Annotated in this window: 24 protein-coding genes and 1 pseudogene; 11 read left to right on the top strand and 14 right to left on the bottom strand. The window is 62.9% G+C overall.

What is annotated here, in order from left to right; all coding sequences use genetic code 11:
- The first annotated feature begins 3 nt into the window (after positions 1 to 3).
- A complete protein-coding gene (locus AC1DCM_RS15250; RefSeq protein WP_477518857.1) occupies positions 4 to 669 on the top strand; it encodes a GntR family transcriptional regulator in 666 nt (221 codons plus the stop codon).
- A complete protein-coding gene (locus tag AC1DCM_RS15255; protein ID WP_477518858.1) occupies positions 666 to 1,844 on the top strand; it encodes an MFS transporter in 1,179 nt (392 codons plus the stop codon). Before AC1DCM_RS15250 ends, AC1DCM_RS15255 begins: the two co-directional genes overlap by 4 nt.
- Positions 1,845 to 1,919: 75 nt before the next feature.
- On the opposite strand, the gene AC1DCM_RS15260 is transcribed toward AC1DCM_RS15255, so the two are convergent.
- On the bottom strand, positions 1,920 to 5,354 hold the full coding sequence (locus tag AC1DCM_RS15260) for a DEAD/DEAH box helicase (RefSeq protein WP_477518859.1): 3,435 nt from the start codon (positions 5,352 to 5,354) through the stop codon (positions 1,920 to 1,922).
- A gap of 165 nt (positions 5,355 to 5,519) precedes the next feature.
- Here AC1DCM_RS15260 and AC1DCM_RS15265 point away from each other — a divergent pair, with 165 nt between their 5' ends.
- The gene (locus AC1DCM_RS15265; protein WP_477518860.1) at positions 5,520 to 6,368 is read left to right on the top strand and encodes a DMP19 family protein; all 849 of its coding nucleotides are present in this window, start codon (positions 5,520 to 5,522) and stop codon (positions 6,366 to 6,368) included.
- Between the two features lie 337 nt (positions 6,369 to 6,705).
- Positions 6,706 to 7,657 (top strand): annotated as a pseudogene (locus AC1DCM_RS15270) (type IV toxin-antitoxin system AbiEi family antitoxin domain-containing protein).
- Between the two features lie 92 nt (positions 7,658 to 7,749).
- On the opposite strand, the gene AC1DCM_RS15275 reads toward AC1DCM_RS15270, so the two are convergent.
- The gene (locus tag AC1DCM_RS15275) at positions 7,750 to 8,298 is read right to left on the bottom strand and encodes a COG4315 family predicted lipoprotein (protein ID WP_477518861.1); all 549 of its coding nucleotides are present in this window, start codon (positions 8,296 to 8,298) and stop codon (positions 7,750 to 7,752) included.
- Positions 8,299 to 8,449: 151 nt separating this feature from the next.
- On the opposite strand from AC1DCM_RS15275, the gene AC1DCM_RS15280 reads away from it, so the two are divergent.
- Both AC1DCM_RS15280 and AC1DCM_RS15285 read left to right on the top strand, forming a co-directional pair.
- Complete coding sequence (locus tag AC1DCM_RS15280) at positions 8,450 to 8,947, top strand: sigma-70 family RNA polymerase sigma factor (RefSeq protein WP_223934624.1); 498 nt, start codon at positions 8,450 to 8,452, stop codon at positions 8,945 to 8,947.
- Entirely contained in the window at positions 8,944 to 9,618 is a 675-nt protein-coding gene (locus AC1DCM_RS15285; RefSeq protein ID WP_477518862.1) for an anti-sigma factor family protein, read from the top strand. The genes AC1DCM_RS15280 and AC1DCM_RS15285 overlap by 4 nt, the downstream gene beginning before the upstream one ends.
- A gap of 33 nt (positions 9,619 to 9,651) precedes the next feature.
- Here AC1DCM_RS15285 and AC1DCM_RS15290 read toward each other — a convergent pair whose 3' ends face one another.
- From AC1DCM_RS15290 to AC1DCM_RS15305, 4 genes are all read right to left on the bottom strand, one after another.
- On the bottom strand, positions 9,652 to 10,134 hold the full coding sequence (locus AC1DCM_RS15290; protein WP_477518863.1) for a type II toxin-antitoxin system RatA family toxin: 483 nt from the start codon (positions 10,132 to 10,134) through the stop codon (positions 9,652 to 9,654).
- Positions 10,135 to 10,527, bottom strand: coding sequence for a hypothetical protein (locus tag AC1DCM_RS15295; RefSeq protein WP_477518864.1), 393 nt, complete (start codon positions 10,525 to 10,527; stop codon positions 10,135 to 10,137).
- A 20-nt stretch (positions 10,528 to 10,547) separates the two neighbouring features.
- Positions 10,548 to 11,453: a tRNA (guanosine(46)-N7)-methyltransferase TrmB gene (gene trmB, locus AC1DCM_RS15300; RefSeq protein ID WP_223946999.1), complete on the bottom strand. Its 906-nt coding sequence runs from the start codon at positions 11,451 to 11,453 to the stop codon at positions 10,548 to 10,550.
- Between the two features lie 70 nt (positions 11,454 to 11,523).
- On the bottom strand, positions 11,524 to 11,970 hold the full coding sequence (locus tag AC1DCM_RS15305) for a hypothetical protein (RefSeq protein WP_477518865.1): 447 nt from the start codon (positions 11,968 to 11,970) through the stop codon (positions 11,524 to 11,526).
- 135 nt (positions 11,971 to 12,105) lie between these two features.
- On the opposite strand from AC1DCM_RS15305, the gene AC1DCM_RS15310 reads away from it, so the two are divergent.
- A complete protein-coding gene (locus AC1DCM_RS15310) occupies positions 12,106 to 13,413 on the top strand; it encodes an MFS transporter (protein ID WP_477518866.1) in 1,308 nt (435 codons plus the stop codon).
- A gap of 22 nt (positions 13,414 to 13,435) precedes the next feature.
- On the opposite strand, the gene AC1DCM_RS15315 is transcribed toward AC1DCM_RS15310, so the two are convergent.
- Both AC1DCM_RS15315 and AC1DCM_RS15320 read right to left on the bottom strand, forming a co-directional pair.
- On the bottom strand, positions 13,436 to 14,728 hold the full coding sequence (locus AC1DCM_RS15315; RefSeq protein WP_442003303.1) for an MFS transporter: 1,293 nt from the start codon (positions 14,726 to 14,728) through the stop codon (positions 13,436 to 13,438).
- Between the two features lie 31 nt (positions 14,729 to 14,759).
- Complete coding sequence (locus tag AC1DCM_RS15320) at positions 14,760 to 15,977, bottom strand: M20 metallopeptidase family protein (protein WP_477518867.1); 1,218 nt, start codon at positions 15,975 to 15,977, stop codon at positions 14,760 to 14,762.
- A 139-nt stretch (positions 15,978 to 16,116) separates the two neighbouring features.
- Here AC1DCM_RS15320 and AC1DCM_RS15325 point away from each other — a divergent pair, with 139 nt between their 5' ends.
- On the top strand, positions 16,117 to 17,154 hold the full coding sequence (locus AC1DCM_RS15325) for an Lrp/AsnC family transcriptional regulator (RefSeq protein WP_477518868.1): 1,038 nt from the start codon (positions 16,117 to 16,119) through the stop codon (positions 17,152 to 17,154).
- Between the two features lie 60 nt (positions 17,155 to 17,214).
- Here AC1DCM_RS15325 and AC1DCM_RS15330 read toward each other — a convergent pair whose 3' ends face one another.
- Complete coding sequence (locus AC1DCM_RS15330) at positions 17,215 to 17,910, bottom strand: SAM-dependent methyltransferase (protein WP_477518869.1); 696 nt, start codon at positions 17,908 to 17,910, stop codon at positions 17,215 to 17,217.
- Positions 17,911 to 18,070: 160 nt separating this feature from the next.
- Between AC1DCM_RS15330 and AC1DCM_RS15335 the strand changes: the two genes are divergently transcribed.
- A complete protein-coding gene (locus tag AC1DCM_RS15335) occupies positions 18,071 to 20,035 on the top strand; it encodes an FG-GAP-like repeat-containing protein (protein WP_477518870.1) in 1,965 nt (654 codons plus the stop codon).
- A 5-nt stretch (positions 20,036 to 20,040) separates the two neighbouring features.
- Here AC1DCM_RS15335 and soxR read toward each other — a convergent pair whose 3' ends face one another.
- Positions 20,041 to 20,502 carry a redox-sensitive transcriptional activator SoxR gene (soxR, locus tag AC1DCM_RS15340; protein WP_477518871.1) on the bottom strand — a complete coding sequence of 154 codons (462 nt, stop codon included), beginning with the start codon at positions 20,500 to 20,502 and terminating at the stop codon, positions 20,041 to 20,043.
- Positions 20,503 to 20,570: 68 nt separating this feature from the next.
- Here soxR and AC1DCM_RS15345 point away from each other — a divergent pair, with 68 nt between their 5' ends.
- Both AC1DCM_RS15345 and AC1DCM_RS15350 read left to right on the top strand, forming a co-directional pair.
- Entirely contained in the window at positions 20,571 to 21,971 is a 1,401-nt protein-coding gene (locus tag AC1DCM_RS15345) for an MFS transporter (RefSeq protein WP_477518872.1), read from the top strand.
- Between the two features lie 376 nt (positions 21,972 to 22,347).
- Positions 22,348 to 24,099, top strand: coding sequence for a DEAD/DEAH box helicase (locus tag AC1DCM_RS15350; RefSeq protein ID WP_442016065.1), 1,752 nt, complete (start codon positions 22,348 to 22,350; stop codon positions 24,097 to 24,099).
- A gap of 129 nt (positions 24,100 to 24,228) precedes the next feature.
- Here the strand turns inward: AC1DCM_RS15350 and AC1DCM_RS15355 are convergent, their stop codons facing one another.
- The 4 genes from AC1DCM_RS15355 to AC1DCM_RS15370 all read right to left on the bottom strand — a co-directional run bounded on the left by AC1DCM_RS15355 (position 24,229) and on the right by AC1DCM_RS15370 (position 26,804).
- A complete protein-coding gene (locus AC1DCM_RS15355) occupies positions 24,229 to 24,879 on the bottom strand; it encodes an MBL fold metallo-hydrolase (RefSeq protein WP_477518873.1) in 651 nt (216 codons plus the stop codon).
- A gap of 9 nt (positions 24,880 to 24,888) precedes the next feature.
- A complete protein-coding gene (locus tag AC1DCM_RS15360) occupies positions 24,889 to 25,896 on the bottom strand; it encodes an aldo/keto reductase (RefSeq protein WP_477518874.1) in 1,008 nt (335 codons plus the stop codon).
- Positions 25,897 to 26,100: 204 nt separating this feature from the next.
- Entirely contained in the window at positions 26,101 to 26,487 is a 387-nt protein-coding gene (locus AC1DCM_RS15365; RefSeq protein ID WP_477518875.1) for a DMT family transporter, read from the bottom strand.
- Positions 26,488 to 26,489: 2 nt separating this feature from the next.
- The gene (locus AC1DCM_RS15370) at positions 26,490 to 26,804 is read right to left on the bottom strand and encodes a DMT family transporter (RefSeq protein ID WP_477518876.1); all 315 of its coding nucleotides are present in this window, start codon (positions 26,802 to 26,804) and stop codon (positions 26,490 to 26,492) included.
- Between the last annotated feature and the right edge of the window lie 8 nt (positions 26,805 to 26,812).

Below are 26,812 nucleotides of genomic sequence, written 5' to 3' on the forward strand. Positions count from 1 at the left end.
AGCATGGCAGATCCACAACCACGGAACACAGGTGCGCATCTCGTTTATAACGAGCTCAAACGTCGCATCCTCAGCCTGGAGCTCAAACCAGGCGAGCGCATCTACGAGCCGGCGATGGCTACCGAGCTACGCGTCAGCCGCACGCCTCTGCGGGAAGCAATCCGGCGCCTGATTTCCGAGAGCCTCCTGGAGCAGCAAGCTACTGGGGGAGTGGTGGTTCCGATGCTGGATGAGACGGCGATTTCCGAACTGTACGACGTCCGGGCTGCACTGGAATCGCTGATGGCCCGGGAAGCGTGTGCCAAGGCGACCGTGGAGGATATTGAGAAGTTGCAGGGGATTCTTGATCGCAATGCAGCCATGGTGGGATTCGCTGATGAAGCCATGAAGTATGGCGTGACACTGCACGCCACCATCGCAGCTATAGCTGGTAACTCGTGGGCTCAACGGTTCCATGACCAGATCTCAAGCCAGGTTGAGCGCTACCGGCATTTCACCAACAACTCCCCTGACCGCCGGGAAGAAGCCCTTGCGGACCACCGGGTACTTGTGGAAGCCATAGCTTCCAAGAAGCCGGACAAGGCAGCAAAAATCGCGTTCGACCACGTCATCGCCGCCCGGGATGAGACGCTGCGCGCCATTTCAGGCGCCGGTCTCGTGATCGGATGATTGGCGAACTGGGGCGACGCTCGTCCATTGCACTTCTGATCCACTCGGCCCTCATCCAGGCCGTCACCTTTCTGGTCCGGCCAGCCACCAGCTACAGGGCGTTGGAACTGGACGTCCCCGGGTTTGCGCTCGGTCTTCTCGCTGCAAGCTACGCAGTCTTCCCGCTACTCCTCGCGCTGCCCATCGGCGGACTCGTGGATCGCCTTGGTGAGCGTCGGCTCATGGCGATCGGGTCCGCCGTCGTGCTGGGTTGTTCCGCTTTTCTGCTGTTCTTCGGAACGTCGATTCCTGCACTGGTGGCCGGCACTGCGCTTCTTGGCGCCGGGCAGCTCGCTTGTGTTGTGGGGCAGCAGGCGGTGGTTGCGAACAATGCAGAATCGGCGCGCTTGGACTCCGCCTTCGGATATCTGACGTTCGCCGCGTCGCTGGGTCAGGCACTTGGGCCGTTGGCCATTTCCTTGGTGGGCGGCGCCTCTGTCCGACCGGATACGAACGCGATCTTCCTTCTCGCGACGGCCATGAGCCTGGTGCTTTTCGTGACTACTTTTGTGGTCTCGTCGAAGGTCAGCCAGAGAAGACGCATGTCCAAGGGATCCGCTGGTGGCAAGGGCGGCGCCATGGCACTGCTCAAAACCCCTGGTGTGGTCCGGGCGTTGGCAACGAGCGCTACCGTTCTGGCAGTAGTGGACCTGACCGTCGTCTATCTGCCCGCCCTTGGCGCAGAGCGGGGCCTGAGTGCGGCAACTGTTGGCCTGATGCTGACTGTCCGCGCGGTGTTGTCCATGGTTTCCCGGCTGGGGCTTGGCAACATGTCCCGGAAACTGGGACGGATGAGACTGCTGGTCCTGAGCCTTGCGGTTTCCACCGTGTCGCTGGCAGTAGCTGCCATTCCGATGCCCATGTGGTTGCTCTTCGTCGTCATGGCGTTCCTAGGCCTAGGCCTGGGAATCGGCCAGCCGCTGACCATGTCCTGGCTCTCAGCCCAGGCACCCGAAGGCCAACGCGGACGTGCGCTGGCCTTGAGGCTCGCCGGCAACAGGGTGGGCCAAGTTGTCCTGCCGAGCGCGATCGGAGTTGTGGCCGTCGGACTCGGCGCGGCTGGCGTCTTCCTGGCTTCCGCAGTGGCTGTTGGCGGAACGATGCTGTTGCTGCGTGGGGTGCGGCTGGACGACTAGCGCTCCCAACTGACTGGCATTAGTGGTTGTTCCCAGAGCTGGGAACAACCACTAATGCGAGCTAGTTTGGGGAGATTATTCGGCGAACAGCGCCGCCAGGTCATCCGCCGTCAACGAGCCACCAGCCAGCGCGTCGCCTTCCATCACATCCGCGAACAGCTGCGACTTCTTGGCCTTCAGCGCCATGACCTTTTCCTCGATAGTGTCCTTCGCGACCAAGCGGTAGACCATGACGTTGCGGGCCTGTCCGATGCGGTGGGTACGGTCCACAGCCTGCGCCTCGGACGCGGGATTCCACCACGGATCCAGCAGGAACACGTAATCCGCCTCGGTCAGGTTGAGCCCGAAGCCACCGGCCTTCAGTGAAATCAGGAACACCGGAGCAGCACCGTTCTTGAACTCGCTGACCACATCGCCGCGGTTTCGGGTGCTGCCATCGAGGTAGCAGTACTCCACACCCTCGGCGTCCAAACGCTCACGCACCTTGCCCAGGAATCCCGTGAACTGGCTGAAGATCAGCGCCCTGTGGCCCTCGGAGATGAGGTCCTCCAGCTGCTCGAACAGCACATCGAGCTTGGATGACCGCACCCCTGACAGCGACGAATCCACCAACGACGCATCCAAACTAAGCTGTCGCAGCAAGGTCAGTGACTGGAAGATCGTGAAACGGTTCTTGTTCACGTCATCGATCAGCCCCAGGATCTTCTGGCGTTCGCGCTGCAGGTGCGTCTGGTAAACCTTCTGGTGCCGCGGGTTGAGCACCACCTCCAGGACCTGCTCCTGCTTGGGCGGCAGGTCCTTGATGACCTGCTCTTTCGTGCGGCGCATCATGAGCGGACGGACACGACGCCGGAGCTTGGCCAGCTGCGCCGAGTCGCCGTTCTTCTCCACTGGCTTCTGGTAATTTTCCGCGAACCGCTTGGGACTCGGGAACAGGCCGGGCGCCACGATCGATGTCAGCGCCCAGAACTCCATGAGGTTGTTCTCCAGCGGAGTGCCCGTGATGGCCAGTTTGAACCGGGCCGGCAGCTTGCGCGCGCACTGGTATGCCTTGGATTGGTGGTTCTTCACGAACTGCGCCTCGTCCAGCATCAGGCCGGCCCACTGGAATGTTGCGTAGGCATCGTAATCAATGCGGAACAGGGCATAGGACGTAATAACGACGTCGGCACCCGCCAACGCGTCGACGGGTGACAGGCCGCTCTTCGCAAAAGTTTCACCCACGGTCCGCACCACAAGCCCGGGAGCGAAGCGCTGCGCTTCCGCGGCCCAGTTGCTCACCACGCTGGTGGGGGCCACCACCAAGAACGGAGCGCGCGTTGAGGAATCAGCCGTAGCAGCAGCCAACTCCTTGGCCGCACAGATCAGTGCGATCGCCTGCACAGTCTTGCCCAGGCCCATGTCATCGGCCAGCACGCCGCCCAGGCTGTGCTTGAACAGGAAGCTGAGCCAGTTGAAGCCCTCAAGCTGATACGGACGCAGCTCAGCGTTAAGGCCAGCCGGCAGCGGAAGCCCGGTGACGCCGTCGTCGAGCAATCCGCCCACGGCCTCACGCCACGCGGCGGCCTGCTCGTCGACGATCCCCAGCTGTGCGAGCTCGTCCCAGAGTCCGGCCTGGAAGCGGCTGATCTGCAGGGTGCCGTCCTTGTTATCCGGGTTGTCCTGGAGGGACCTGGCTTCGTCGATCAGTGCGCGCAGCTGGTGCAGCTCGGGCAGGTCGAGCGAGAAGTAGGCGCCGCTGGGCAACAGCATGCGGCTCATTCCGGCGGCAAGGGCGGAGAACACGGCGGCGAACGAGACCGGTTCGCCTTCGAGTGTGATGACGATGCCGAGATCGAACCAGTCGCCGCTCGCCGTTTCCTTCGTGGAGATGGAGACAACGGGAGCTTCGGCGGCTTCGCGATAATCTGCGATGTCGCCGGAGGTTTCGACCACGACGTCGGGCAGGTCCTTGAGCGCTGGCAGGATCTCCTCGGTGAAAGCCAGCGTGTCCAGCCCGGAAAGCTCAGCCGAGGCAGCGAGCCGCGGAGCGCCCCAGCCGCCAGTAGCGGATTCCGCCAGCGCAGGCACCACGTCCCACGGCCGGCCGATCGAATCCAGGATCCGGGCTTCCTCGAGGTCATCGCGGTAGCCACGGTCATCCGGATGCCGCCACAAGGGCTGCGCGGTGACCAACGTGCCGGACTTGTAGTGCCACTCCCAGTGCAGCCGGACCTTGTGATCGGTGCCGTAATTGGCGAGCAGGGACAGCGTAGGGACTGCCAGCGTCGGAAGTTCCACCGATTCATCCGCTGCCTTGACGGGCGTCGACTGCCGCAGCTTCGGGTAGAACGAGGTCAGGAACCGGCTCTCGTCCTCGGCCGGAATCTGAAGCGTTTCGCCCTCGGTGACAAACTCGAGCAGCTCGTCACTGATGCCGCCTTCAATCGGCGCGAGCGTGATCAGGTTGTTCTGCTGCGGCACTCCGGGCAGGGCTTCGGCGCCGGAATGCGTGAAGAAAATCCCGTACGCGGGCTTGCCCAAAAAGCCCACAGTTCCGGCATCAATCTGCTCGCCGTCTACCGTCACCGACGGCGCAAGCTGCAGGCCGCCGTCGGGCGTTTGCTTCCCGTCTTTGGCGCCCAGCGCTTCAAGGCGCGCCAAACTGAGTCCGACGACGGCGGGTTGGGTCTCGACGTGGACAGGCTCGCTACCAGCGGCGTGAATGAGGGGAATGCCGGCTTTAGTGGCGTCGGCGAGGAGGGTCCAGAGGTTCTTGGCGGCGAAGTCGTTCAGGCTCAACCACATGGCGCCGGATGGTTGCTGGCGGCCGTTGCTGGAACCATGCGCAGCGAGGAAAGTCTGAAGCCACTCGACGTGGGCCTCATTGAATTCGCGGCGGAAACTGACGTAGCTGAGGTTGTTCCAGGAGACGTCGCCGCGGATCCATTTGCCCTTGGCGCCCATCATCACGGGGCGGGCCTTGAGCTGCCGGACACTGCGCATGGGGTCACGGCGGCCTGTGTAGGAGAAGTGGGCGGCCGGTTCCTCCACCTCGAACTGCAGGGCGAGCGGAATGCCGGCAGTGCTCGGTGCGGTGCCCGGCTTCGCGATCAGCCTGTTGAGGGCTTGCTCCCAAGCCGGCCGCCCGGAACCGCCCTGCTCGGAGGACCCAAGGCGCGAGGTCTGGATCCCCGGTGCCTGGGACAGGAGCTGGGCGCGAATGGTGGGGTGGTCTTCAGCCGTGAAAAGCAACGCGGCCACATGCTTGCAATCCTTGCGGACCGGGCAGCTGCAAATACCTACTGTGCAGCTCCAGCCGCTGGGCTTGCGAACCAGCTTTGCCGACGTCGAATACGGCTGCGGACCGGTGCCGCGGACCTTGCCAAGCAAGAGGCCGGTGGCCGAATCGAAAGAAATTCCGCTCACGCGGCTGCCCATGGCATAGGCCAGTCCGGCCGCCAAAGAGCGGTCGTTAATGGCAGGAGTCTGAATGGCCAGTTCCCAGGTTTCGTCTGTGTGGGACGGCATGCGTCGGGCTACTTTCGGCAGGAGGTTATCTGCTCAATCTTAGTCAGCAGAAAACGGCTCCCAAACTTCGCCCTCCGTTAACCTCTACCTCGATTGCCGCGCCGCTCCCACGCGTACGTTGAAAGGGTCCGGAGCACCAACAGCTTTCAGCAGTGAGGATTTCCCATGACTACCAACGAGTACCCCGTCGTCCTGAACAAAACCAGCTTCGAAGCAGGCAATGCAGACGTAGTGGATTCCAACGTCAATGTCGTGAACCAGATGTACGCGGAGCTCCTCAACAGCGACGAAATCGCGCCCGCTGCGCTCAACAGCTACTTTGTCGATTTCTACCTGACCCAGGCACTGGCTGGTGGATTCGCCCAGTACGTGTTCACCGCCCCGGAGCGTGAAGAAGTGGACGCCTACGTGCGTGCCGGTTTGGAAGGCATGGGCGCCACCCGGCACCTTGACCTGTTCAACCGGACGGCAGCAGCTTTTGATGCGTTGAGTGAGGACGACGCCGAGGCCTACCTCGACGGCGAGCTGGACGAATCCGAAACGCCTCTCGTGGCCGTAGTTGTCCTGGACGAGCTCGACGGCGAATTCGAGGCATTGCTGGAAGAAGAGGACATCATCGACCTCAACGCCGCCTACCTTCGCGGCTCGTCCGAACTGCTGGTCCTCTCGGATGAGGAGCTTGAAGCGCACATTGCTGAGCGCGTCGCCCTGATTCCGGACCTTGCAGAGCGCCAGGCCGAAGCAGACGAAGAAGCCCTCGCCAACGCTCCGGAGTTCGAGGTCATCATCCGGGAACTGTGCGATGTGGCTGGCTACGCGCTGCAGAAGATCACCATGGGAGACCCCAACTACGAGCACGACGGCGTGAAGACCCTCGCCTGGCACTTCGCCACCGACCACGGTGACTACATCATGGTGGAAGACGATGACGAAGCTTTCATGATCCACCCGGAGACCAAGGAAATCATCGCTGCCGTGGAGTTCGAAGAGTCCGAGGAGCTCGCGGACGCGTAATTCGCTCGATCGTTCGGCTGGACGGCCGACATCCTCCGCGTGTACCCCACCGTCCCCCTGGCGGTGTGGGCCCACTTTGCGCTTTGACGCACGCTTCCGGATGCCTGCCGTCCAGCCGTTGCCGCGCTTTTCCGGCGATTTGGCTGCCACCCCTGCGATGGACGTCGCCACTTCGCTCGATCGTAGCCCGGCCGTTCTCCTGACTTCGCTGAAAACGTGCGCGTTAGCGGGCAAAGTTCCGGCGTATTCGCATCGTTCCCGGGGCCTCGGCACTGGATGTCCACATAGCGTGGCGCACCCCTTTAAGGACTGGATGTTTCGTCGGCATGCTAAGTCCATGGATCCAAGATCATCGCTTGAAAGCACCGCCCCGTTAGTCCATCCGCTTCCTGTGCGCGGGTACATGTGGAGAACCGACGAGTTACTCCGTTTCGGCCTGAACAGTCGAAAGGTCAAGGCACTGGTGGACTCCGGTGAGCTGCACCGCTTGAGGTACGGCTGCTACATCAGGGGCAGCAAGTGGAATGCGCTGGGTCCGAGGAGGCAAGCCAAGGAGAGGATCCTGGCACATGCGCATGGGACGCTGACAACGTCAACAGGCGGATTGGTCTACAGCCATTTGTCGGCTGCACGACTCCACGGTCTGTTCGTGTGGGGCGCGGATGACAAGGTTCACGTCCTGCACACGGCACGGCCATCCTCCGACCGCTGGGGCAAGGACGTTCGCGGACACACAGAAAGCTTCACTGAGGACGATGTCATGCAGGTTCAGGGCTTACGGGCGACCACACTCGAACGCACCATCTGCGACAGCGCCAGGATGCTCAGCTATCCCAAAGCACTGGTGATTATGGATCATGGACTGCGCCTCGGCGCTGATAGAAGCAGGCTGACTTCCTTGGCCGCGGTCTCCTCAGGGAAGCGGGGTATCCGCACGCTGCGCAAGGCTTTGGACAACGCAGACCCCCGCTCCGAGTCTGCTGGTGAGACATTGACCCGTGAGTTGATGCAAAGGCTCAGCATCAGGCCTCCACAGCCACAATTCGAGGTGCAGTCCCGCTTGGGTCGCCACCGTATGGATTTCGCTTGGGAAGAGGAAAGACTGGCTCTGGAGTTCGACGGTCGAACCAAATACTTCGACTTCAAATCCGACTGATGAGGTCATCTTTCAAGAACGACGGCGGGAGAAGGCACTCGTCGAGGTGGGGTGGCGGTTCATCCGGATCGAGTGGAAGGACCTGTTTCAAGAACGCGCGTTCAAGGAACGCATCCTTCGGGCACTCAGGTGATGCGGCCTGAACGCGAGTTCGTGGGAACCCTGCCTGTTCGCACGGAACATTTCGGCGATATGGCAGGCTTCCCGCGATCTCGGCGTCACGCTTTAGTAGCCCGCTGCGGCCCCCTTGATCATTTCTCCACTGGGGCTCACCAAGTACCAGACACTTTGGACGCCTTGGCCGGTGACATCGCCCGGAGCCTTGTCCTTTGCGTAGTAGTACAGCGGCATGCCATTGAGGGTGACCTGCTTCTTCCCGTCAGGGGTCGCTATGGTTCCCACGGTGCCCGTGACGCCTTCAACGGTTGGCTTGTCCGACGTCGTCGTGAACACTGGCCAGGCCGTCAGGCAGGCGCCGGTGCACGCGCTGGTTCCCGAATCCTTGACGTCCTTGGTGAAGAAGTACAGGCTCATGCCCTTGCTGTCCACCACGATCTGCCCGGCACTGGACGAGGCAACCTTCATTTCGGCACCGGCCGCGGCAGGGCTGGACATGGCGTCCGTACTCGGTGACATGGAGGTAGGTGCCGTCGAGGAAGTGGCGGTCGTGGGCGCGGCAGAGGACGTGGTGCTTGTCCCGGGGCTTCCGCCGCAACCGGCAAGAGCCACGGCGAAAACCATTGCGCCGATCCCAACGCTGAGTCTATTTCTCATGTTTAGCTCCTTTGACGGGCCGGCCGGGATGGGTCGGCGCTAACCCCTACGACGCCAGCGGGGGAAGAATGGTTCAAGGAGCTGAACCTTTTTCCCACGCGCGCCGTCGTATGGGGGTAGGGCAGCAGGAAACAGTGCGAAGGAGGTGGCTATGCCGCTGGACGAGGACGTGGTGGCGGCAATCTACCGCGATCACGGCACAGCCTTGAAGCGCTTTGTGCTCAGCTGCACTTCGGACACGCACTTGGCCGACGACGTCGTGCAGGAAACCATCCTCAAGGTCTGGCAGCACGCCCCGCAGATTACGGGCAGCCTGCGCAGTTACCTTTTCCGGACCGCCCGCAACGTCATCATCGACAACTACCGGAAGGCTCAGAGGCGTCCCGTCGAGGCAGGCGAGCACGACCTTCCAGACCATGTCGCGACGGAACGTGTTGATGAACTCTTGAACCGCGTCCTCATGGAAGAGGCGCTCCTACGGCTCAGCCACGAACACCGAGAGGTCCTTGTGGCCCTGCATTACCAGCGGTTCACCGTCAGCGAGGCAGCCCTGCAGCTGAACATTCCTGCCGGCACTGTGAAATCCCGGGCTTTCTATGCTGTGAAAGCCCTCCGAACGATCCTTGATGAAATGGGGGTGGAACGATGAACGGCAACCCCGTCCACCAATTGCTGGGCGCCTACTTGCTGGGCGGGCTCGACCCCGAGGAAGCTCGCACTTTTGAAGAGCACCTCACTGGATGTGCTGCCTGCCGCAAGGAACTCGAGGAGTTGGAAAGCCTCCCCGCGCTGCTCGACGCCGTTCCGTCCGCCGACGCCGTCGCGCTCACCGTGACGGGTACCGCCGGTGCACTCTCACCTTTGGAACCGAGCCGGGAAGCATTGCCGCAGAAGATCCTGGTTGACCTTTCGGCACGCAGGAAGAAATCACGACGGCGGTGGGCGGCTTTCGTGGGGGCAGTCGCCGCTGCGTGCCTGGCACTTGGTTTCCTTGGGGGCCCGCTGTTGAATCAACCACCAAAACCCGATGCCAGCTACTCGGTGCAGTCCGAAACAGGCCTGCAACTGACAGTAGGCATGGTCAAGAAGACCTGGGGCACGGAGCTTGAGGTCGAGGGCAAGAGCATGCCGCTCGAAGGAACGCTCTACCTTTGGGTGAAGGGCCGGGACGGGGCGGAAGAGCGCACCTGCGGCTGGACGGCGACCCCGAGTGGTCGCATCAAGATCACTGGCGCTACGCCCGTGCAGCTTGGCGGCATCGCCGGAGTGGAACTCCGGGATGAAGGGGACAAGACAGTGGCCTCAATTTCAGTGCCGTAGATGTCAGCGCCCTAGATTTCAGCGCCCTTGATTTCAGCCTAGGAGGTTTGCCCGCAGCTCTGCGACGAGGACGGGGTCCTCGCAGGCCCGGGCAAATGCTTCGATCCGGCGTTCGATTTCGCGGCCCAACAACCAGCTTCCGATTCTCTCGGCCACGGGCTTGAGCCAAGCCGGGCGGCAGGAAAAGGTGTACTTCCAGACTGCCCGGGTGCCGCCGTCGTCCGGGGTGAACCGCCAGCCACCGCCGAAGTTCTCAAAGAACCACGGCCCGGACACCATAGTCATTCCGACATTGCGGGGCGGGGTGTACGAGACGTACTCACTCACCATCTTCAGGCCCATCCTGGAGACGGTTCGTGTACGAACTCCCTTGCCCGCTCCTTTGGCTCCGTCAACGAAGCTTTGCGCCGAAATGAACGGATCCCATCTGAGCCTGAACTCGCCAGTGGTCTGCGAGAGCGCGAAGGCTGTCTCGGCATCCAGGCGGATGAATCGTTCAGCACGAACCTGGGGCATTCAGGACCCCTGCCCTGAACCGAGCACCAGGAGAACCATGAAGGTGACGCCAAAGACGTTGACCGCCATGATCGCCAGTCCGATGATCCCCGTAAGACGTCCGGCGTTCATGCGCCCAGCCCGAAATACAGCAATCAGCCCACTGACCACAGACACAATGGCAAGTACCACCGCAACCAACGCCAGGATAAGCGCACTGAACCACCAGACGTCGTTGCCCGGGTTGTAGCGGCTCATCGCCGAAGCAACGGCCGCGACGCCCAGGGGAATGCTGACCACAGCAGCGATGGGCGAGAGGACTGCCGAGACAATGCTTGTGATGCCGGCAGCCAACCCAGGCGTCCTGGACCGTTGCTGCTGATGGTAGTACTCAGCCGGTGGCTGATAGCTCATGATTCCCCCAAGTGCTTCGGCTAGATCTTGCGATACGTGAGGTCGAAGATCATACGCCCGGCCTCGTGGGCTTTGTTTTCAAAGCTCGTGCGGATACGGCCCTCGAACCGGGGAGCCCAGCCGCCTTCCTCGTCCACACCCTCGTTCGGACCCGTGTGCTCCGTGCTGACAGGTGCGCGGCCTTCCCGCACCGGCGCGCCTCCCACAACAGACTCGACGCCGGATTGCCACACTTGCGTCAGAGGGCTCTCCTCGCCACTGCGCTCGCCTTCGTGCATGTTCTCAAATTCCGTTGAGCCTGCCAGGACCTCACGGACGTGTACAGCGTAGTTGGACCAGTCGGTGGCAATGCGCCAGTAACCACCCTTTTCCAGCGCCTTGGCAGCCACAGAGGCGAAAGCCGGCTGGATGAGGCGGCGCTTGTGGTGGCGTGCCTTGTGCCATGGATCGGGGAAGAATACCCAGAGTTCACTGACAGAACCGGCAGGAAGCATCGACTCCAAAACCTCGGGCGCATTGGCTTCCACCACCCGAACGTTGGTCAGGCCACGGCTGTTGATCTTGATGATGGTGTTGGCCAAACCGGGCGTGTAAACCTCGACCGCCAGAAAGTCCTTGTCCGGATTCTGTTCGGCGGCGTGCACTACGGCGTCGCCCAACCCGGAGCCGATTTCGACAATCAGCGGAGCTTTGCGCCCAAAGACTGCCTCGGCATCAAAGGTGTAATCGGGGTGCACCGAAGTGTTGGCGACGTGACGCGGAACCTGGACAGCCCACCGCTCGGCATGCTCTTCCCAGGCGGCCTGCCTGCGGCCCTGCAAACGGGTGCCGCGGCGCACGAAACTGACCGGCCGGCCACCGTAGGTTCCAAAGGAAGCCTGGCTGCCTGGCGTGACTGGTCGCGGGGAATCTGGGGTTTCACTCATCCTTTCCAGAATACTTTGGTTCCGGCGGGCAGATGGCTGGCTCAGACGAGGCTGAATCCGTGCTCCGGCGTCAAAACAGGATCATGATGCGACCCGTGGTGAAAATCCAGGCAGCAACAATTGCAACGTCCAGCCCGAGAACGCCCAGACCGGCAATTCCTGTGAACCACGCCTTGGTGTGCCGCCCGGTTGGCGTGGGTCGTCGAGCCAGCGCCACCGATGCCGTGCCGAGTACCAGGGAAACTAGGCCGCACAGGGCCGGGAGGCTCCACAATACGGTCGGGGCAATCCAATCGTAAGGTCCCGCCTCAGAGGGTGACCTGGTGAAAAACGCCGCCAATAACGCCACAGGCAATGTGACTCTCAGGTATAAGAGCGCAGCAACGGCAAAGACGAGGCTGCCAATTCCTGTGTTGAGCCCAGGAGGCTGCTTCGGCGGGACAAGAACATATCCGATCGGCGACTCCGCCTTGTCCGGGTTCGATGACGTAGGCGAGGGCAAAGAAGTTAGGTTCATGCTCTCAACGCTATGGACGCCGATGCGGCACAGACAGGTGCAATCCTGCGTATGTGGACAACCCGCAGACGCCCAGATCCCGGTCACATCACGCCCATGGGCAGCGGATCAGACACGGCTGACAGAATAGGACGTGTGACCTCCTCGAACAGACCCGGCGTCGCAGATGCAAGCGGCCAGGCAGACCCGATCCGCTACAAGGCCGTTCGCCCTGAAATCGCTGTGGATGCCGAGATCGACGACGTCCCGCCCGCCCTACCTACGCAGCTGCGCTCCAAGAGGGCCCTGATCTACCTCGGCATTTGCCTCGTCCTGATCGGCCTGAACCTGCGGACGGTCTTCTCGAGCTTCTCGGCTGTCCTTCCGGAAATAACGTCCGACGCCGGGCTGCCGGGTTGGGCTGTGGTGGTCCTGACCACCGTTCCCGTGACATTGCTGGGCATTTTCGCGCCCCTTGCCCCAATCCTTGCCCGCCGTTTCGGCGCCGAACGGGTCCTGCTGGGCGCGATGGCGGTGCTCACAGCAGGGCTTTTGGTGCGTCCGAGCGAAATCCCGGGAGTAGGCCACCTGCCAACGCTTCTGGCCGGAACGGCAGCATGCGGAGCAGCGATCGCGCTCTGCAACGTCCTCCTGCCAGGCGTGGTCAAAAGGGACTTCCCGCACCGCCTCGGGCTCATGGGCGGCCTCTACACCACTGCGATCTGTGCTTCCGCGGCGCTTGGTGCCGGGTTCACATATCCGGTGTTTACGGCAACCGGCCAGTGGACTTCGGCGCTGTGGTCCTGGGCGCTGCCTGCCGCCGTCGTGCTTTTACTCTTTCTTCCGCTGGCCATCCGCCAGCCATCGGTAAAGCACCAGGCAGTCCGCGGCGGCGTGAACGTGTGGCGATCCGCGGTCGCCTGGCAGGTCACGCTCTTCATGGTGCTGCAGGCCATGATGTCGTTCAGTGTGTTTGCGTGGCTTGCGCCGATCCTGCGGGACCGGGGCATCGAGGGCGGGACGGCTGGCCTGATTGTGTCGGTGTCGATCGTGCTTCAGATGCTGGGTTCACTCTTCGCCCCTGCCCTGGCCACGCGGTTCAAGGATCAGAGGGTGATCAACACGGTGGTAGCCCTGATGACCGGCGGCGGCTTCGCCCTCAGCATCTTCGGGCCCACTGAGCTGATTTGGATCTGGACCGGACTGCTGGGACTGGGACAGGGCTCCCTCACGGCGGTTGCCCTCACGATGATCATGGTCCGCACCCGTGATGCCCACACCGCCGCCCACCTGTCGGGAATGATGCAGGGTGTCGGTTACGGAGTGGGCTCGGTGGGCACTTTGCTCGTGGGCCAACTGCACCAAGCCACGGGTGGATTCACCGCCGCGGGCATCCTGTTCCTGGTGGTCGGAGCGCTGGCTGCGTTCTTCGGCTACCGCGCGGGCCGCAACAAGTTCGTTTAAAAACGGGCCTCACAACGGGAACCTAGACCGTCAGGTCCTTGCCCTTGGTCTCCGGGATCGAGAAGGCGAACGCGATGCCGATCACCAGCAGGATCACTGCGTACACGTTGAACAGGTAGCCCTGGCCAATGGTGCCCAGCCAGGTCTGGAGGTACGGAGCCGTGCCACCGAAGGCTGCTACGCAGATGGAGTACGGGACGCCGACGCCAACGGTGCGGATGTGCGTCGGGAACAGCTCGGCATAGACGGCCGGGACAATCGACGCGCTACCAGCGATGAAGAACAGCATCACAGACATGGACACAGTCAGCTGCCATGGTGAATCCTTCAGCAGCCACGTCATGGGGAAGTGCATGATCATGGCACCGATGGACGAGCCGATCAGCACAGGCTTGCGACCAATGCGGTCGGACAGCTTGCCCCAGAACGGGAGTGCGGCGATGAACACAACATTGGCGATCACGCCAGCCCAAAGTGCTGCTCCGCGGTCCATCTTCAGCGTGGTGGCTGCGTAGCTCGGTGCCACGACACCCCAGATGTAGTAGACCACCGTGAGGCCAACGGTAAGGCCGATAACCTGCAGGGCCTGCTTGCGGTACTTGACGATCTGCGGCCACATCGGCAGGCGCTTTTCCTTGGGCGTCTCAGCCTCGAATGCGTGGGTTTCCTTCATCTTGGCCCGCATGAACAGCGCGTAGATGCCCAGCGCGCCACCGATGAGGAACGGAATACGCCAGCCCCAGGCACTCATGTCGTTCTTTGACAGGACAGCAGTGAGGATCGCGCCAAGCAGTGTTCCGGCCAGAATGCCGGCGGTGCCGGACGTGTAGATGAGTGTGGCCCAGAAGCCGCGCTTTTCCTTGGGTGCCATCTCGGACAGGTACGTTTGCGACGACGGCAGCTCACCACCGTGGGCAAGGCCCTGAATCAGTCGGGCGAGCAGGAGCATCACAGATGCGAACGCGCCAACGGCCTGGAACGTCGGCGCGATGCCGATGAGGAGGCTGCCGAGAGCTCCAAGCGCAACGGCTACCGTCATGGAGGTCTTGCGGCCGATGCGRTCGCCGATCCAGCCGAACACGAAACCGCCGAACGGGCGGGCAACAAACCCGACGGCGAAGATCGCCAAGGTGGACAGCACAGCAGACGTAGGGTCGGCCTGGCTGAACAAAGCACTCGCGATGAACGGCGAGAACGTGGCGTAGATGGCCCAGTCGTACCATTCAACGGCGTTGCCGATGCCGGTCCCGACGAGCGTGCGCAGATGGGACTTGTGGACCTTGACTTCGGTGGACGTTCCAACGGTGGCGGTCATGTGATTCTCCAAGGTGGGATAGGGCTGGGAGTTAGTTGGCGGCGAGGGCCGCGATGCGGGACACGGCGAGTTCTGCGTACAGGGCAGCGCCGTCGGTGAGGACGCCGTCGTCGAAAGTTGCGTACGGCGAGTGGTTGAAGGGCGACGTCGCGTGGTCGGTGCCGGGGGCAACGGCGCTGAGCCCCACGAATGTTCCCGGGACCTCTGCCAGGACACGGGAGAAGTCCTCGGAACCACTCAGGGGAGTGGCCATGCGGGTCAGCCGGGATTCACCGAACATGCCAGCGATGACCTTCTCCGCCGTGTTGGTTTCGTCCTCGTCATTAATGGTGAGCGGGTATTCCTGTTGGTAGTCCACATCAACCTCCAGTCCGTGGGCTGCGGCAATGCCTTGGAGCAGCTTGGGTACTACTTCCATCATCTTCTGCCGTGACTCTTCGGAGAAGGTCCTGATGGTGGCTTCGATACGCGCGGTCTCGGGGATCACGTTCCGTTTGGTTCCTGCGTGCAGCACACCAACGGTGAGGACAACGGGATCGAACATGTTGAACTGGCGGGTCACCATGACCTGAAGGGCGGTGACCATTTCGGCTGCTGCGGTGACGGGGTCCTTGGCTGAGTGCGGTGCGGAGCCGTGTCCGCCGGCGCCAAGCACGGTCACCACGAGCCCATCCGAAGAACTGAGCATCACGCCATTCTTGGTGACGAACTGGCCGTGCGGTTCCAGCGAGGAGAAGACGTGCATTCCGTACGCCGTATCTGCCCGGCGGCCGGCAGCATCCAGGACACCTTCGTTGATCATGTAGCTGGCGCCGTCGAAGCCTTCCTCGCCGGGCTGGAACATGAGGACGACGTCGCCGGCCAGCTTGTCGCGACGCTCTGCCAGCAGGGTGGCGGCTCCGGCCAGCATKGAGGTGTGGAGGTCGTGGCCACAGGCGTGCATTGCTCCATCTACGCGGGAGGTGTAGTCCACTCCGGTGGTCTCCTGGACCGGAAGGCCGTCCATGTCTGCACGCAGCAACACCACGGGCTTCTCAGCCGAGGCGTAAGCCGCGCCCCCACGCAGAACTGCAGTGACCGACGTCGTGTCCTTGCCCAGGGTGATTTCGTATGGGAGTCCGTCGAGTGCCTTCAGCACCTTTTCCTGTGTGCGGGGCAGTTGCAGGCCGATTTCCGGCTCACGGTGGAGGTTGTGGCGGAGGCGGACGATGTCGTCCTGCAGTTCCTTGGCGTCGGCGGCGATGGTCATGTGTACTCCTGGTCTCGCTTGGCTACGGGGTTCTTCCAGCAATTCTGTGGTGACTTAACTCACAATCCTGAAAACATCTACAAAAATGCAGGGAAGCCGCAGAAATGCAGGATTCATGCACAGTTGAGAGAATGTACGCATGGAACTCAGCGAAGAGGATCTACGCCTCGTTAATGCCCTGCAGATTTCTCCCCGCATCAGCTGGTCCGATGCCGGCGAGGTCCTGGGCGTCCATGCCACAACCCTGGCCGCGAGGTGGGACCGCCTGAAAGCCGCAGGGGCGGCCTGGACTACGGCGCATCTCATGGGCGACCCGAAGAACATGTGCCTTGCCATGGTGGACATCGACTGCGAGATGGACCTCCGGCCCGACGTTGTCGCTGCGCTCGCAGAGCTCCCCGAGGTCATCACCGTGGAAGAAGCCGCCAGTAACCGCGACCTCACGCTCACCGTTATCACGCAGGACCTCGATCAGTTCAGCACCAGCCTGTTGCCGCGGCTCAAGGAAATCCGTGGGCTTACCAAGTACCACACGTCGCTCTGCACCCGCATCCATACCAGCGGCTATGCGTGGCGGTTGAATGTGCTCACCAAGGGGGAACAGCAGGCGCTCCGGGCGATGGCCGGGCCCGAATCGGCCAACCCCTCCGCTCCGGACGCCATCGTCGTGCCGCTGCCCGAGAGCCATCTGGCGCTTATCCCGTTTCTGTCCCATGACGGCCGGGCCTCCGCTGCTGAGATAGCGCGGGCTTTGGGGCGGCATCCCGCCACCGTGCAACGCCAGTTGGGGCGGGTGCTGAACAGCAGGATGCTCTCCTTTCGCTGCGAGATCGCCCAAAAATTCTCCGGTTATCCCATCACAGTCCAGTGGTTTGCGAACGTCCCCGCGGGACAGCACGAGGCCGCGGCCACTGAACTGCGTTCCATCCGGAATGTCAGGTTTTCAGCGTCAACCACCGGCCGGACCAACTTCACCATGATCATGTGGCTGCGTTCGCTGGCGCAGGTCATGGAAATGGAACTCGCCATCCAGCAGCGGATCCCGGGCATCGAACTCGTGGAGAGCGTCGTCATGTTGAATACGGCCAAACGGGTTGGCTGGATGCTGAACCCGGACTCAACAGCCACAGGGACAGTGGTGGCACCGTACGGGGAACTGCTGCCGGAAACAGCGTGAGTTTTTCGCCGGAGTTGACGACGACGGCGTCACCCCGCTTGGGCGCGGTTCCCGCCTCTATCAGGCGTGCTTCGTTGCCCGGAGGACCGTGTCCACAACAGTAGCCGGTTCGCCCTCCGGACCCGTGACGGTGCGTTCCCGCGAAGTCAGGACGTTGACGAACCACGGCTCGCGATCCAGGCGGAGCGCGCCAGCCAACTGTTCCGGCGAGAAGAACATGCCCGTTTCACGGTGGTGGCTCCAAGGAGCGAGTCCATGCGGGTGATGTCCGACCACCAGCAACGTGCCGCCCGGGGCTACTGCCGCTGCCGCGGAAGCTACAGAGTCGCGCCACGGCAGGAGGGGGCTGTGGAGGAACTGTGCTGATACGAGGTCAAAGATGGGTTCCGGCTTCCATTCCGCCAAGTCCTGCTGCTGCCACGTGATCCGGTCAGCGTAACCGGAGTCCACGGCATGGGCTGCTGCACGTTCAAGCGCGACGGCGGACACATCCATTGCTGTGACCTTCCAGCCCTGCTCTGCGAGCCAGATCGCGTCTGCACCCTCGCCACAGCCAAGGTCCAAGGCCGTTCCAACACGAACGCCCGCCACTTCGGCGACCAACTGAGGATTCGGGTTCCCGCTCCAGACCTTTGGACGCTCCTTGTACATGCCGTCCCACATGTCGGCGGCGTTGTCAGCGTCCTCGTGGAGATTGAGCCCGCCATGCCTCGGCTCGCTGTGGTGAGTATCGCCGTCGTGCGTGTGTTCAGTCATATGCCAAGCGTGCCGTGAGGCTCGGCGCAAGGCAATCCCTGTTGCTGCTTCGGCAAGTTCCACACATACGAACAAAACAATCTGGTTTTTCCATTTGATGGTGACTAGCGTTTGATCCAAGCGCTGGACACAAGTCACTGGCGTCTGAAACGGGGGATTCATGATGTTCGGGACGTCTATATTCAGTGCGCGTGCTGCCTTTGTGGCCTTGGCTGCGGCCTTTACGCTCGTGGCTTCCGGGTTACCGGCCCAGGCCAATCCATTGAAGCCCGACGCCGTCGCGGCAGGCACTGCACCAACCATCACTGCGCCCATGGCGACTTTCGGGACGCCGTCCAGGATCGAGGTTCCGAGCCCACACTTTGTTGAACCGAGCCCCGACGGGAGCAAGCTGTTCACAGTGTCCGCATCCGGGGCCTTCGCCTCGATCGATGTTGCCACTGATACCGTGACTGCGAGCATCGATGTCCGGGATGTTACTGCCATGGAGGTCAGCCCGGACGGCGCCAAGGTGTTCCTCGCAACAAGCGAGCTCCAGGAGCATTTCCTCACCGTGGTGGACACTGCCGCGATGACGGTCGCGGACATACCCGTGGACGGCCCGGTCTTCAGCCTCGCGTTTACTCCCGACTCGGCCAGTGTTTACGCGGCTGTGTACGGCACCCCCGCAGATACGGGCTCGACGCCGGGATCGGTTGCGGTCATCGATGTGGCGGCGGCGTCCTTGGTCTCCTCGGTTCCCGTTGGTCGCGAGCCAACACAGATTCTTGTGACGCCTGATGGGGCCAAGGCCTTCGCACTGAATCTCCTGGACCAATCGGTCTCCGCCATCGAGACGTCTACGAACACCGTGACCAGCACCATTCCCCTCGGCGGGACGTCAACTGGAGGGTCCATGTCCCCGGATGGATCCAAGCTGTACTATCCCAAGCTGGAAGGCGGCATCGCCATCGCAGGCGTCACCACGAATACCGTAATCGGGGAAGTGATGACCCAAGCCGTGGCCACCGCACCAAGCTTCACTCCAGACGGATCACGAGCGTTCGTCGTTGACCAGAGGCCGAATGACTATTACGTTGCTGAAGTCAATCTGCAAGGGAATTCACTGACGCCGATCAGCCTCTCGGACGGCCCGGTCATGAACATGGGACCTCTCACGGTCCAAGTCAGTCCCGACGGTGGGCGACTCTATGTGTTGGGCCACAGTATCAACGTGCTCAGCCTGCCGACGCTCAAACCAGCAGGTGTAATTCTGTTGGAAGATGGCTTGCTTCCCCGCCAGTTCGTCATGCTCCCGGACGCCTCCAAGGGGTACGTCGTTCCGGGCAACCAGGGCGATTACCTCTTGGCTGTTACCACGGCAGGACTGGAGAACGTGTGGAAGGACTACAACTCCGACGGCGCCACGGACGTTCTGGCACGCGACTCCGCCGGCGCCCTGTGGCTGTATCCCGGAAACGGCAACAAAGGATGGCTGCCCCGTTCACAGGTTGGTTCCGGCTGGAACATCATGAACCTGTTGATGGCGTCGGGCGACTTTGATGGTGACGCCAAACCGGATGTTCTGGCACGCGACGACACTGGTGATTTGTGGCTGTATCCGGGTGATGGCAATTCTGATTGGCTGCCCCGCTCCAAAGTCGGCGTCGGCTGGAACGCGATGACCGCCGTCGTTGCCCCGGGAGACTTTGACGATGATGGCAAAGCCGACGTCCTGGCCCGGGATAGTGCCGGTGACCTCTGGCTGTATCCGGGCAACGGCTCGGGTGGGTGGCTTCCCAGATCGAAGGTGGGTACGAACTGGAACATGATGACAGCCATCATGGGCCCGGGGAATCTTCGCTATCCGGGGCGCGACATCCTTGCCCGCGACACGTGGGGCACGCTGTTTCTCTACGAACCCGACGGCTCGGGAGGTTGGTACCCACCGTTGCTGGTTGGCATCGAATGGAACGTCATGTCAGCCATCGTCACGCCGGGCGACTTCGACAGCGACGATGTGCCGGACATCCTTGCCCGCGACGCGAGCGGCACTCTGTGGCTCTACCCGGGGCAGGGCTTCGGGGGATATTCGCCGCGCGTACAGGTGGGAACGGGCTGGAACGTCATGACGGCGATCATCTGATGGGATTATCCGGGCTGCTTCCAGCGCTGGGCTCCTGCCCCGGTCGCCCCCAGTTCGTCGGCAGGGTTCTGCAGGGTGCACGACTTCAGGCTCAGGCAACCGCAGCCGATGCACCCATCCAGGTCATTCCGCAGGTGTTGCAGCGCGGCAATTCGCTCGTCGAGTTCCCTGCGCCATCGCGACGACAACCGCGTCCAATCCCGTTTGGTGGGCGTTCGCCCATCCGGCAGGGAGTCCAGCGCCTCACGGATGTCCTTTAGAGGAAGGCCAACTCTTTGCGATGTTTTGATGAATGCCACCCGACGCAACGTTTCGCGCCGGTACCGGCGCTGGTTGCCGGCCGTGCGGTCAGCTGTAATGAGCCCGTTGCGTTCGTAGAAGTGAAGGGCCGACGGCGATACTCCGCTGCGCTCGGAAAGCTCACCGATGCTCAGGGGCCGGTGGGCGCTGCCTGGAACTTGTGGCATGGCTGGTCCTCCGGTGGTGGGCGTGGTGGATTGACCTCAACATTAGTTGAGGTTCTAGGGTAACGTCCATGACCTCTGATACTTCAACGGCCGGGATACTCCGCCGCCCTTACCTGCTGGCCACCGTCGGTGCTTGTGCGCTCGTTTTCCTCAGCGCCTTCGAGTCCCTGGCGGTAACCACCATCATGCCGCTCGTCAGCCGGGACCTGGACGGAGCCGGCCTTTACGCGCTCGCCTTCGCCGGCCCCCTGGCGACTGGCGTGATGGGCATGGTGGGGGCAGGTAACTGGTCCGATCGTCGGGGTCCGGCGGCGCCGCTGTACGCATCGGTGGCGCTGTTCGTCACCGGCCTGCTGATCGCAGGAACARCCGGCAGCATGGAGGTCCTGGTGCTGGGAAGGCTCGTGCAGGGACTCGGCGGCGGTGCCATGACCGTTGCCCTGTATGTGTTGGTGGCACGGGTCTACCCGCCGACTCTGCATCCCAAAATCTTTGCCGCCTTTGCCGCATCCTGGGTGATCCCTTCCCTGGTGGGCCCGTTTGCCGCAGGGATCGTGGCACAGCTCAGCAGTTGGCACTGGGTGTTCCTTGGCGTTGTGGGGCTGGTTGTTCCGGCACTGCTGATGGTGGTTCCGGCTGTACGCGGGATGGCACCCGACTCCGAAGCAGATACCCAGCGTGTGCCGTGGGCCTTCGGACGCATGGGCTGGGCGGCGCTGGCCGCGCTGACCGTCCTTGCGCTGAACCTGTCCGCAGAGGTGCCGGGCATGGGCGGGGTGATTGCCGTCGTCGCGCTTGTCCTTGCAGTGGTGGCGGTAAGGCCGTTGGTCCCGCGCGGAACACTGGTTGCCCGTCGAGGCCTTCCCAGTGTGATCCTCACCCGCGGTTTAGCATCGGCAGCGTTTTTCGGCGCGGAGGTTTACCTGCCGTATCTGTTGACGGAGCAGTACGCCTTCACGCCGACGTTTGCCGGGCTCACGCTGACCGGCGCCGCGCTCGCATGGGCAGGAGCGTCCGCTTTACAGGGCCGGTTGGGTTCCAAGCTGGCCGATGCTCTCGCCGTGAAAATTGGTGCTGCGCTGGTGCTGGTGGCCATAATGCTGGCCCTGGTGACCGCGGCCTTGGCGCTGCCGGCGGGTATTGCCATTGGAGGGTGGATCCTTGCGGGCGGTGGCATGGGACTCATGTACCCGCGGCTGTCCGTGATGACGTTGGCGCTGTCCAATGAGGAAAACCAGGGCTTCAACAGCGCAGCGATGTCCATCTCGGACTCTCTGGGCGGCGCCTTGTCCCTCGCCGCCACGGGACTCGTCTTCGCAGCATTTACGACGACGAACCCGTTTGCGGGGGTCTTTGCACTGACGGCGGTGATCGCCGTCGTCGGGGTCCTCATAGCGCCGCGGGTCGCCACCCGGGCGGGTGTCTCCACCACGCGGGAAACCGAACCTGAGGCATCGCTCCACAAGTAGCCCGACGCTCACCAAGCCCAAGTAAGTACCAGTTGAGCGCGTTTTGAGCGTCCAAAACGCGCTCAGCTGCTACCCAGTTGGGGCCCCACAACGCGGGCCCGAACCAGCCCGATGCGGGGCTCGAGGCCGAACACTGCTAGACTGGGAGCACTTGATGTGCGGTGACGCCCTGAAGCAGGTGGCCCAACAGGCTACGTGACGGGGCATTTTTCATGTGAGAGGCACATCCTGCGTCGATGAACGCTTCCATTTGGTCCCGGCCAACGCTCCAGCAGCGAACCGGTAGACCACCTGACTTTTCCTCGGCGAACCCCTGGCCCAACCGGCGTCGGGGGCCGATGTCCGCAACTGGACACCGCCCGAAAGACATAAGTACATGACTACTTTTGCTGCCCTTGGCACGCCCAAGGCTATTGCTGATTCCCTCGCCGCAGACGGCATCGAAGAGGCATTTCCCATCCAGGTGAAGACCCTCCCGGATACGCTCGCAGGCCGCGACGTCCTGGGCCGTGGCCGCACCGGCTCCGGCAAGACCATCGCTTTCGCCATCCCGCTCGTGGCCCGCTTGGCCGAGCGTGAAGCCAAGCACTTCCGCAAGCCGGGCCGCCCCATGGGTCTCGTCCTTGCACCGACGCGTGAACTCGCAACCCAGATCAACGCCACCATCGAGCCGTTGGCCAAGGCCATGGGCCTGAACACCACGGTGATCTACGGCGGCATCTCCCAGGCACGCCAGGAAAAGGCGCTGCGCGCCGGCGTCGACATCGTCATCGCCTGCCCGGGCCGCCTCGAAGACCTGATCCGCCAGCGCATCCTGACCCTCGAAGCCGTTGAGGTCACCGTGCTGGACGAGGCAGACCACATGGCTGACCTCGGCTTCCTCCCGGTGGTCAAGAAGCTCATGGACATGACCCCCACCCAGGGTCAGCGCCTGCTCTTCTCGGCGACGTTGGACAACGGTGTTGACAAGCTGGTCAACCGTTACCTCTCCAACCCGCTAACGCACTCCGTGGATGACCCGCAGGCTGCCGTCACCACCATGGAACACCACGTCCTGGTAGTCAACGATCAGACCGTGAAGAAGCAGCTCATCGTCGAACTGGCCTCCGGCGCCGGCCGCCGCGTCCTCTTCATGCGGACCAAGCACCACGCCCGTAAGCTTGCCAAGACCCTGACGGACGCCGGAATCCCCGCCGTCGACCTTCACGGCAACCTGTCGCAGAACGCCCGCGACCGCAACTTGGCCGAGTTCTCCAACGGTGACGTTCGCGTCCTGGTGGCCACCGACGTCGCAGCCCGCGGCGTGCACGTTGACGACGTCGAACTCGTCATCCACGTCGACCCGCCCACAGAGCACAAGGCGTACCTGCACCGCTCAGGCCGCACGGCCCGCGCCGGTTCCGATGGCACGGTTGTCACCCTGACGCTTCCGGAGCAGCAGAGCGACGTCAAGAAGCTCATGAAGGCTGCGGGCGTCGATGTGTCGTTCGAGCGCGTCACTGCCAACTCGCCGCTGGTCGCCGAGCTCGTGGGCGACATCGCAGACAAGGTTGATCCCCGCACTCGTGCGGCCCTCCTCGCGGCGAAAGCCCCGCAGGGTGGTGGCACGTCAACTGGCGCCAACGCCCAGCGAAAGCGCGCACGCCGTACCGGCGGCCAGGCCGCACCCACCACGGGTGGCCGTGGCGGTCGCGGCGGACGCGGCAAGGTGGCAGCTGAGCCGGTTCGCACCGACATCAACCGCGCTGACCGTCGCGCAGCAATGAACGACGACGTCGCCCGCAGCTCACGCGGCCGCGGCAAGGCTGGTGCCACGCACCGCAACGACGTTCCCGGCTCGCAGGGCCAGGGCGCCCGCAGTGGCCGTCCGGCTTCGGGCCAGCGTGCCGCTACCGGTGGCCAGCGCTCTGCTTCGGCTCCGCGCACCGCGTCCACCACGAGCACCCGCACTGGCGGAAACAAGGCTGTTTGGTCTTCCGCGACGGGCGCTACATCCGGCGGATCCTACGGTTCGGGCTCCGGTGCTTCCGGCAACTCCGGTCGCGGGGGCTCCGGCGCCGGTCGTCCGGCACGCAGTGGCCCGCGCCGCGCATCGGCACCGGCTTCAAACGAGCGTCGCGGCCGCTAATACCCCACCGGCACCCTCGCCTCGCAAGCTCGGCCAGGGAACCCTGCCGGCGTGGGCCCGGGTTGGAAGGCCCGCTCTGCGCACTGTCCCCAAGGAATAGAGCTCAGAGCAGGCCCCGCAACGCATGGGTTACCAGCCGCGGGCGCGCCACTCCTCAAGGTGTGGCCGCTCGGCTCCGAGGGTCGTGGGCAATCCATGGCCCGGGTGCACCACGGTCTCGTCCGGGTAGGCGTCGAACAGCCGCTCTTTCACGTCGTTCAACAGTGAAGTGAAACGTGAAGGATCGCCCTGTGTGTTGCCGACGCCTCCTGGAAACAACGAGTCCCCACTGAAAATGTGGGCAGGCCCGTCCGGATCCTGGTAAACGAAAGCGATCGAGCCAGGGGTGTGTCCACGCAGGTGGACCGCCGTGATCTCGAAGTCGCCGAACCGCTCGACGTCGCCGTGACCAAGCCGGACATCCACCGGTACGGGCAGCGCATCGGCGTCGTCCGCTCCTGCAGAAGTGCTCGCGCCGGTAGCTGACACCAGCTCACCCAAGGCGCGGATGTGGTCCCAATGCTGGTGCGTGGTGGCGATTCGGACGAGCTTCGGCACCTCGGAAGTATCCGTTTCGCTGTCCTTCAGGAGTTGCTGAATGGCTGGAAGGTCGTCGGCGGCGTCGATCAACAGCTGCACGCCTGTCGACTTCGAGGTGAGCAGATACACATTGTTGTTCATCTCGCTGACCGAGATGCTCCGGATGGTGACGTCCCGCGATGAGTGAATAAGCGAATCCATCGGCTCAGTCTATGCAGTGGTCGTGTTGGCTTCGCGGCCTTGCGACACCCAGTTGGGGTCGGCAGAACGTGAACCCACGACGGCGTCCGCGGTCTGGTCGAGCACCTCAAGTTGCGCTGTTCCCAGTTGCAGGGACAACGCGCCAAGGTTCTCGTCGATGCGGTGCGTTTTGCGCGTGCCGGGGATGGGGACCACCGGCAGTCCAAGGCGCTTGCCTTGGGCGAACAGCCAAGCCAGTGCTACCTGGGCTGGAGTTGCACCCAGGTCATCGGCTACCTTGCGAACCGCGGCCACTACGGCCTGGTTTGCATCGAGGGCCTCGCCACCAAAGCGGGGAATCTTGTGGCGGAAGTCGTTTTCGCCCAAGTCGCTCGCGCTAATGGTTCCCGTGAGGAACCCGCGGCCGAGCGGCGAATAAGGCACAAAGCCAACACCGAGTTCCTTCGCTGCGGGAACAACGTTTTGCTCAACATCCCTGCTCCAGATTGACCATTCACTCTGGACCGCGGCAATGGGATGGACGGTGTTGGCCTGCCGGAGCTCCTCGGCTGTCACCTCAGACAGTCCAAGGTGCCGAACCTTGCCCTCACGGACCAGCTCCGCCATGGCCTCCACGGTTTCCACTATCGGAACGCGGAGGTCCCGGCGGTGCAGGTAGTAGAGGTCAATCACGTCAGTGTCCAGGCGGCGGAGGCTAGCTTCTGCCGCCTGCCTGACGTAGGGCGCATCGCCGCGAACTCCCGTGTACCCGTTCGCGGCGTTGCCCTCTATCCCGAACTTTGTTGCCAACTGGACCTCGTCGCGCCGGCCCTTCAGGAGCTTGCCTACCAACTCCTCATTGCTTCCCGCGCCGTAAACATCTGCGGTGTCGATGAACGTAATTCCCGCATCCACCGCATGCCTAAGTGTCTGCAGGGCTTCCTCGGGGTCGATTCCCCCATACACCGGCGTCAGGGCCATGCCGCCAAAGCCGAGGGGGCTAACAGAAAGGCCATCGCCGAGTTGAACTGCAGTCATGAACTTCTCCCATGCGTGTTGGTATTCGAAGTGCCCTTTGTTGGCGTGAACTCCATGGACGCGATGGGTATTCCTGCGCGAGGCTGCGGTCCTTCCCAGTTGCTCGGGTCCTGACGAACTCCAAAGCCCGCACAGCCCCCGTGTTTCCGGGGTTTTGCCGGCACTGGGGCAGGTGCGAGTGGAGGTAACTGGGAAGGAGCGTGGCTACTCGGCTTTGGCTACAGGTTTCTCAGCCGGCAACGCCTTCAAACCGGCAGCACAACCCACGATTCCGGCGATGAAGAGCAGCTTCAGCGGGCTGGCGGGTTCCACCCCTGTGACCATGGCCCACCCAACAGTCAGCGCGGCGCCGATTCCAACCCACACCGCGTAGGCGGTGCCCAAGGGGATCCGCTTTACGGCGATCCCGAGTCCGAGCATGCTCAATGCTGCCGTCACCGCGAAAACCACAGTGGGTAACAGTTGGCTGAAACCGTTGGAGAGACCCAGCGCGGTGGCCCACACGGCTTCGAGGACGGCGGAGGCGAGGAGAACCAGCCAGAAGACGCCGTTCTTCGCAGACTTCTGGGTATTGGTGGTTGTTGCAGCCATGGCTACGCCACCACCTTCAGGCCGACCACGCACGCGCCGATTCCTGCGAGCAGCAGCAGCCGGGCCGTCGTCGCGCGTTCCACCTTGGTGACCATGGCGTAGGCCGAGGTCAGGACGACGCCGACACCCACCCACAGTGCATACGCCGTACCGGTAGGAATGGATTGCATGGCGATCGCCAGGCCGCCGGTGCTGGCGATGACGCTCACCAGGAAGACGACTGTGGGGACGGGCTTGCGGAAGCCCTTTGAGCGGTGCAGGGCTGCAGCCCAAACGGCCTCGAGCGCGCCGGAGAGAATGAGAATTAACCACGACATGACAGATC

This window comes from Paenarthrobacter sp. 10N417, from assembly GCF_056394745.1.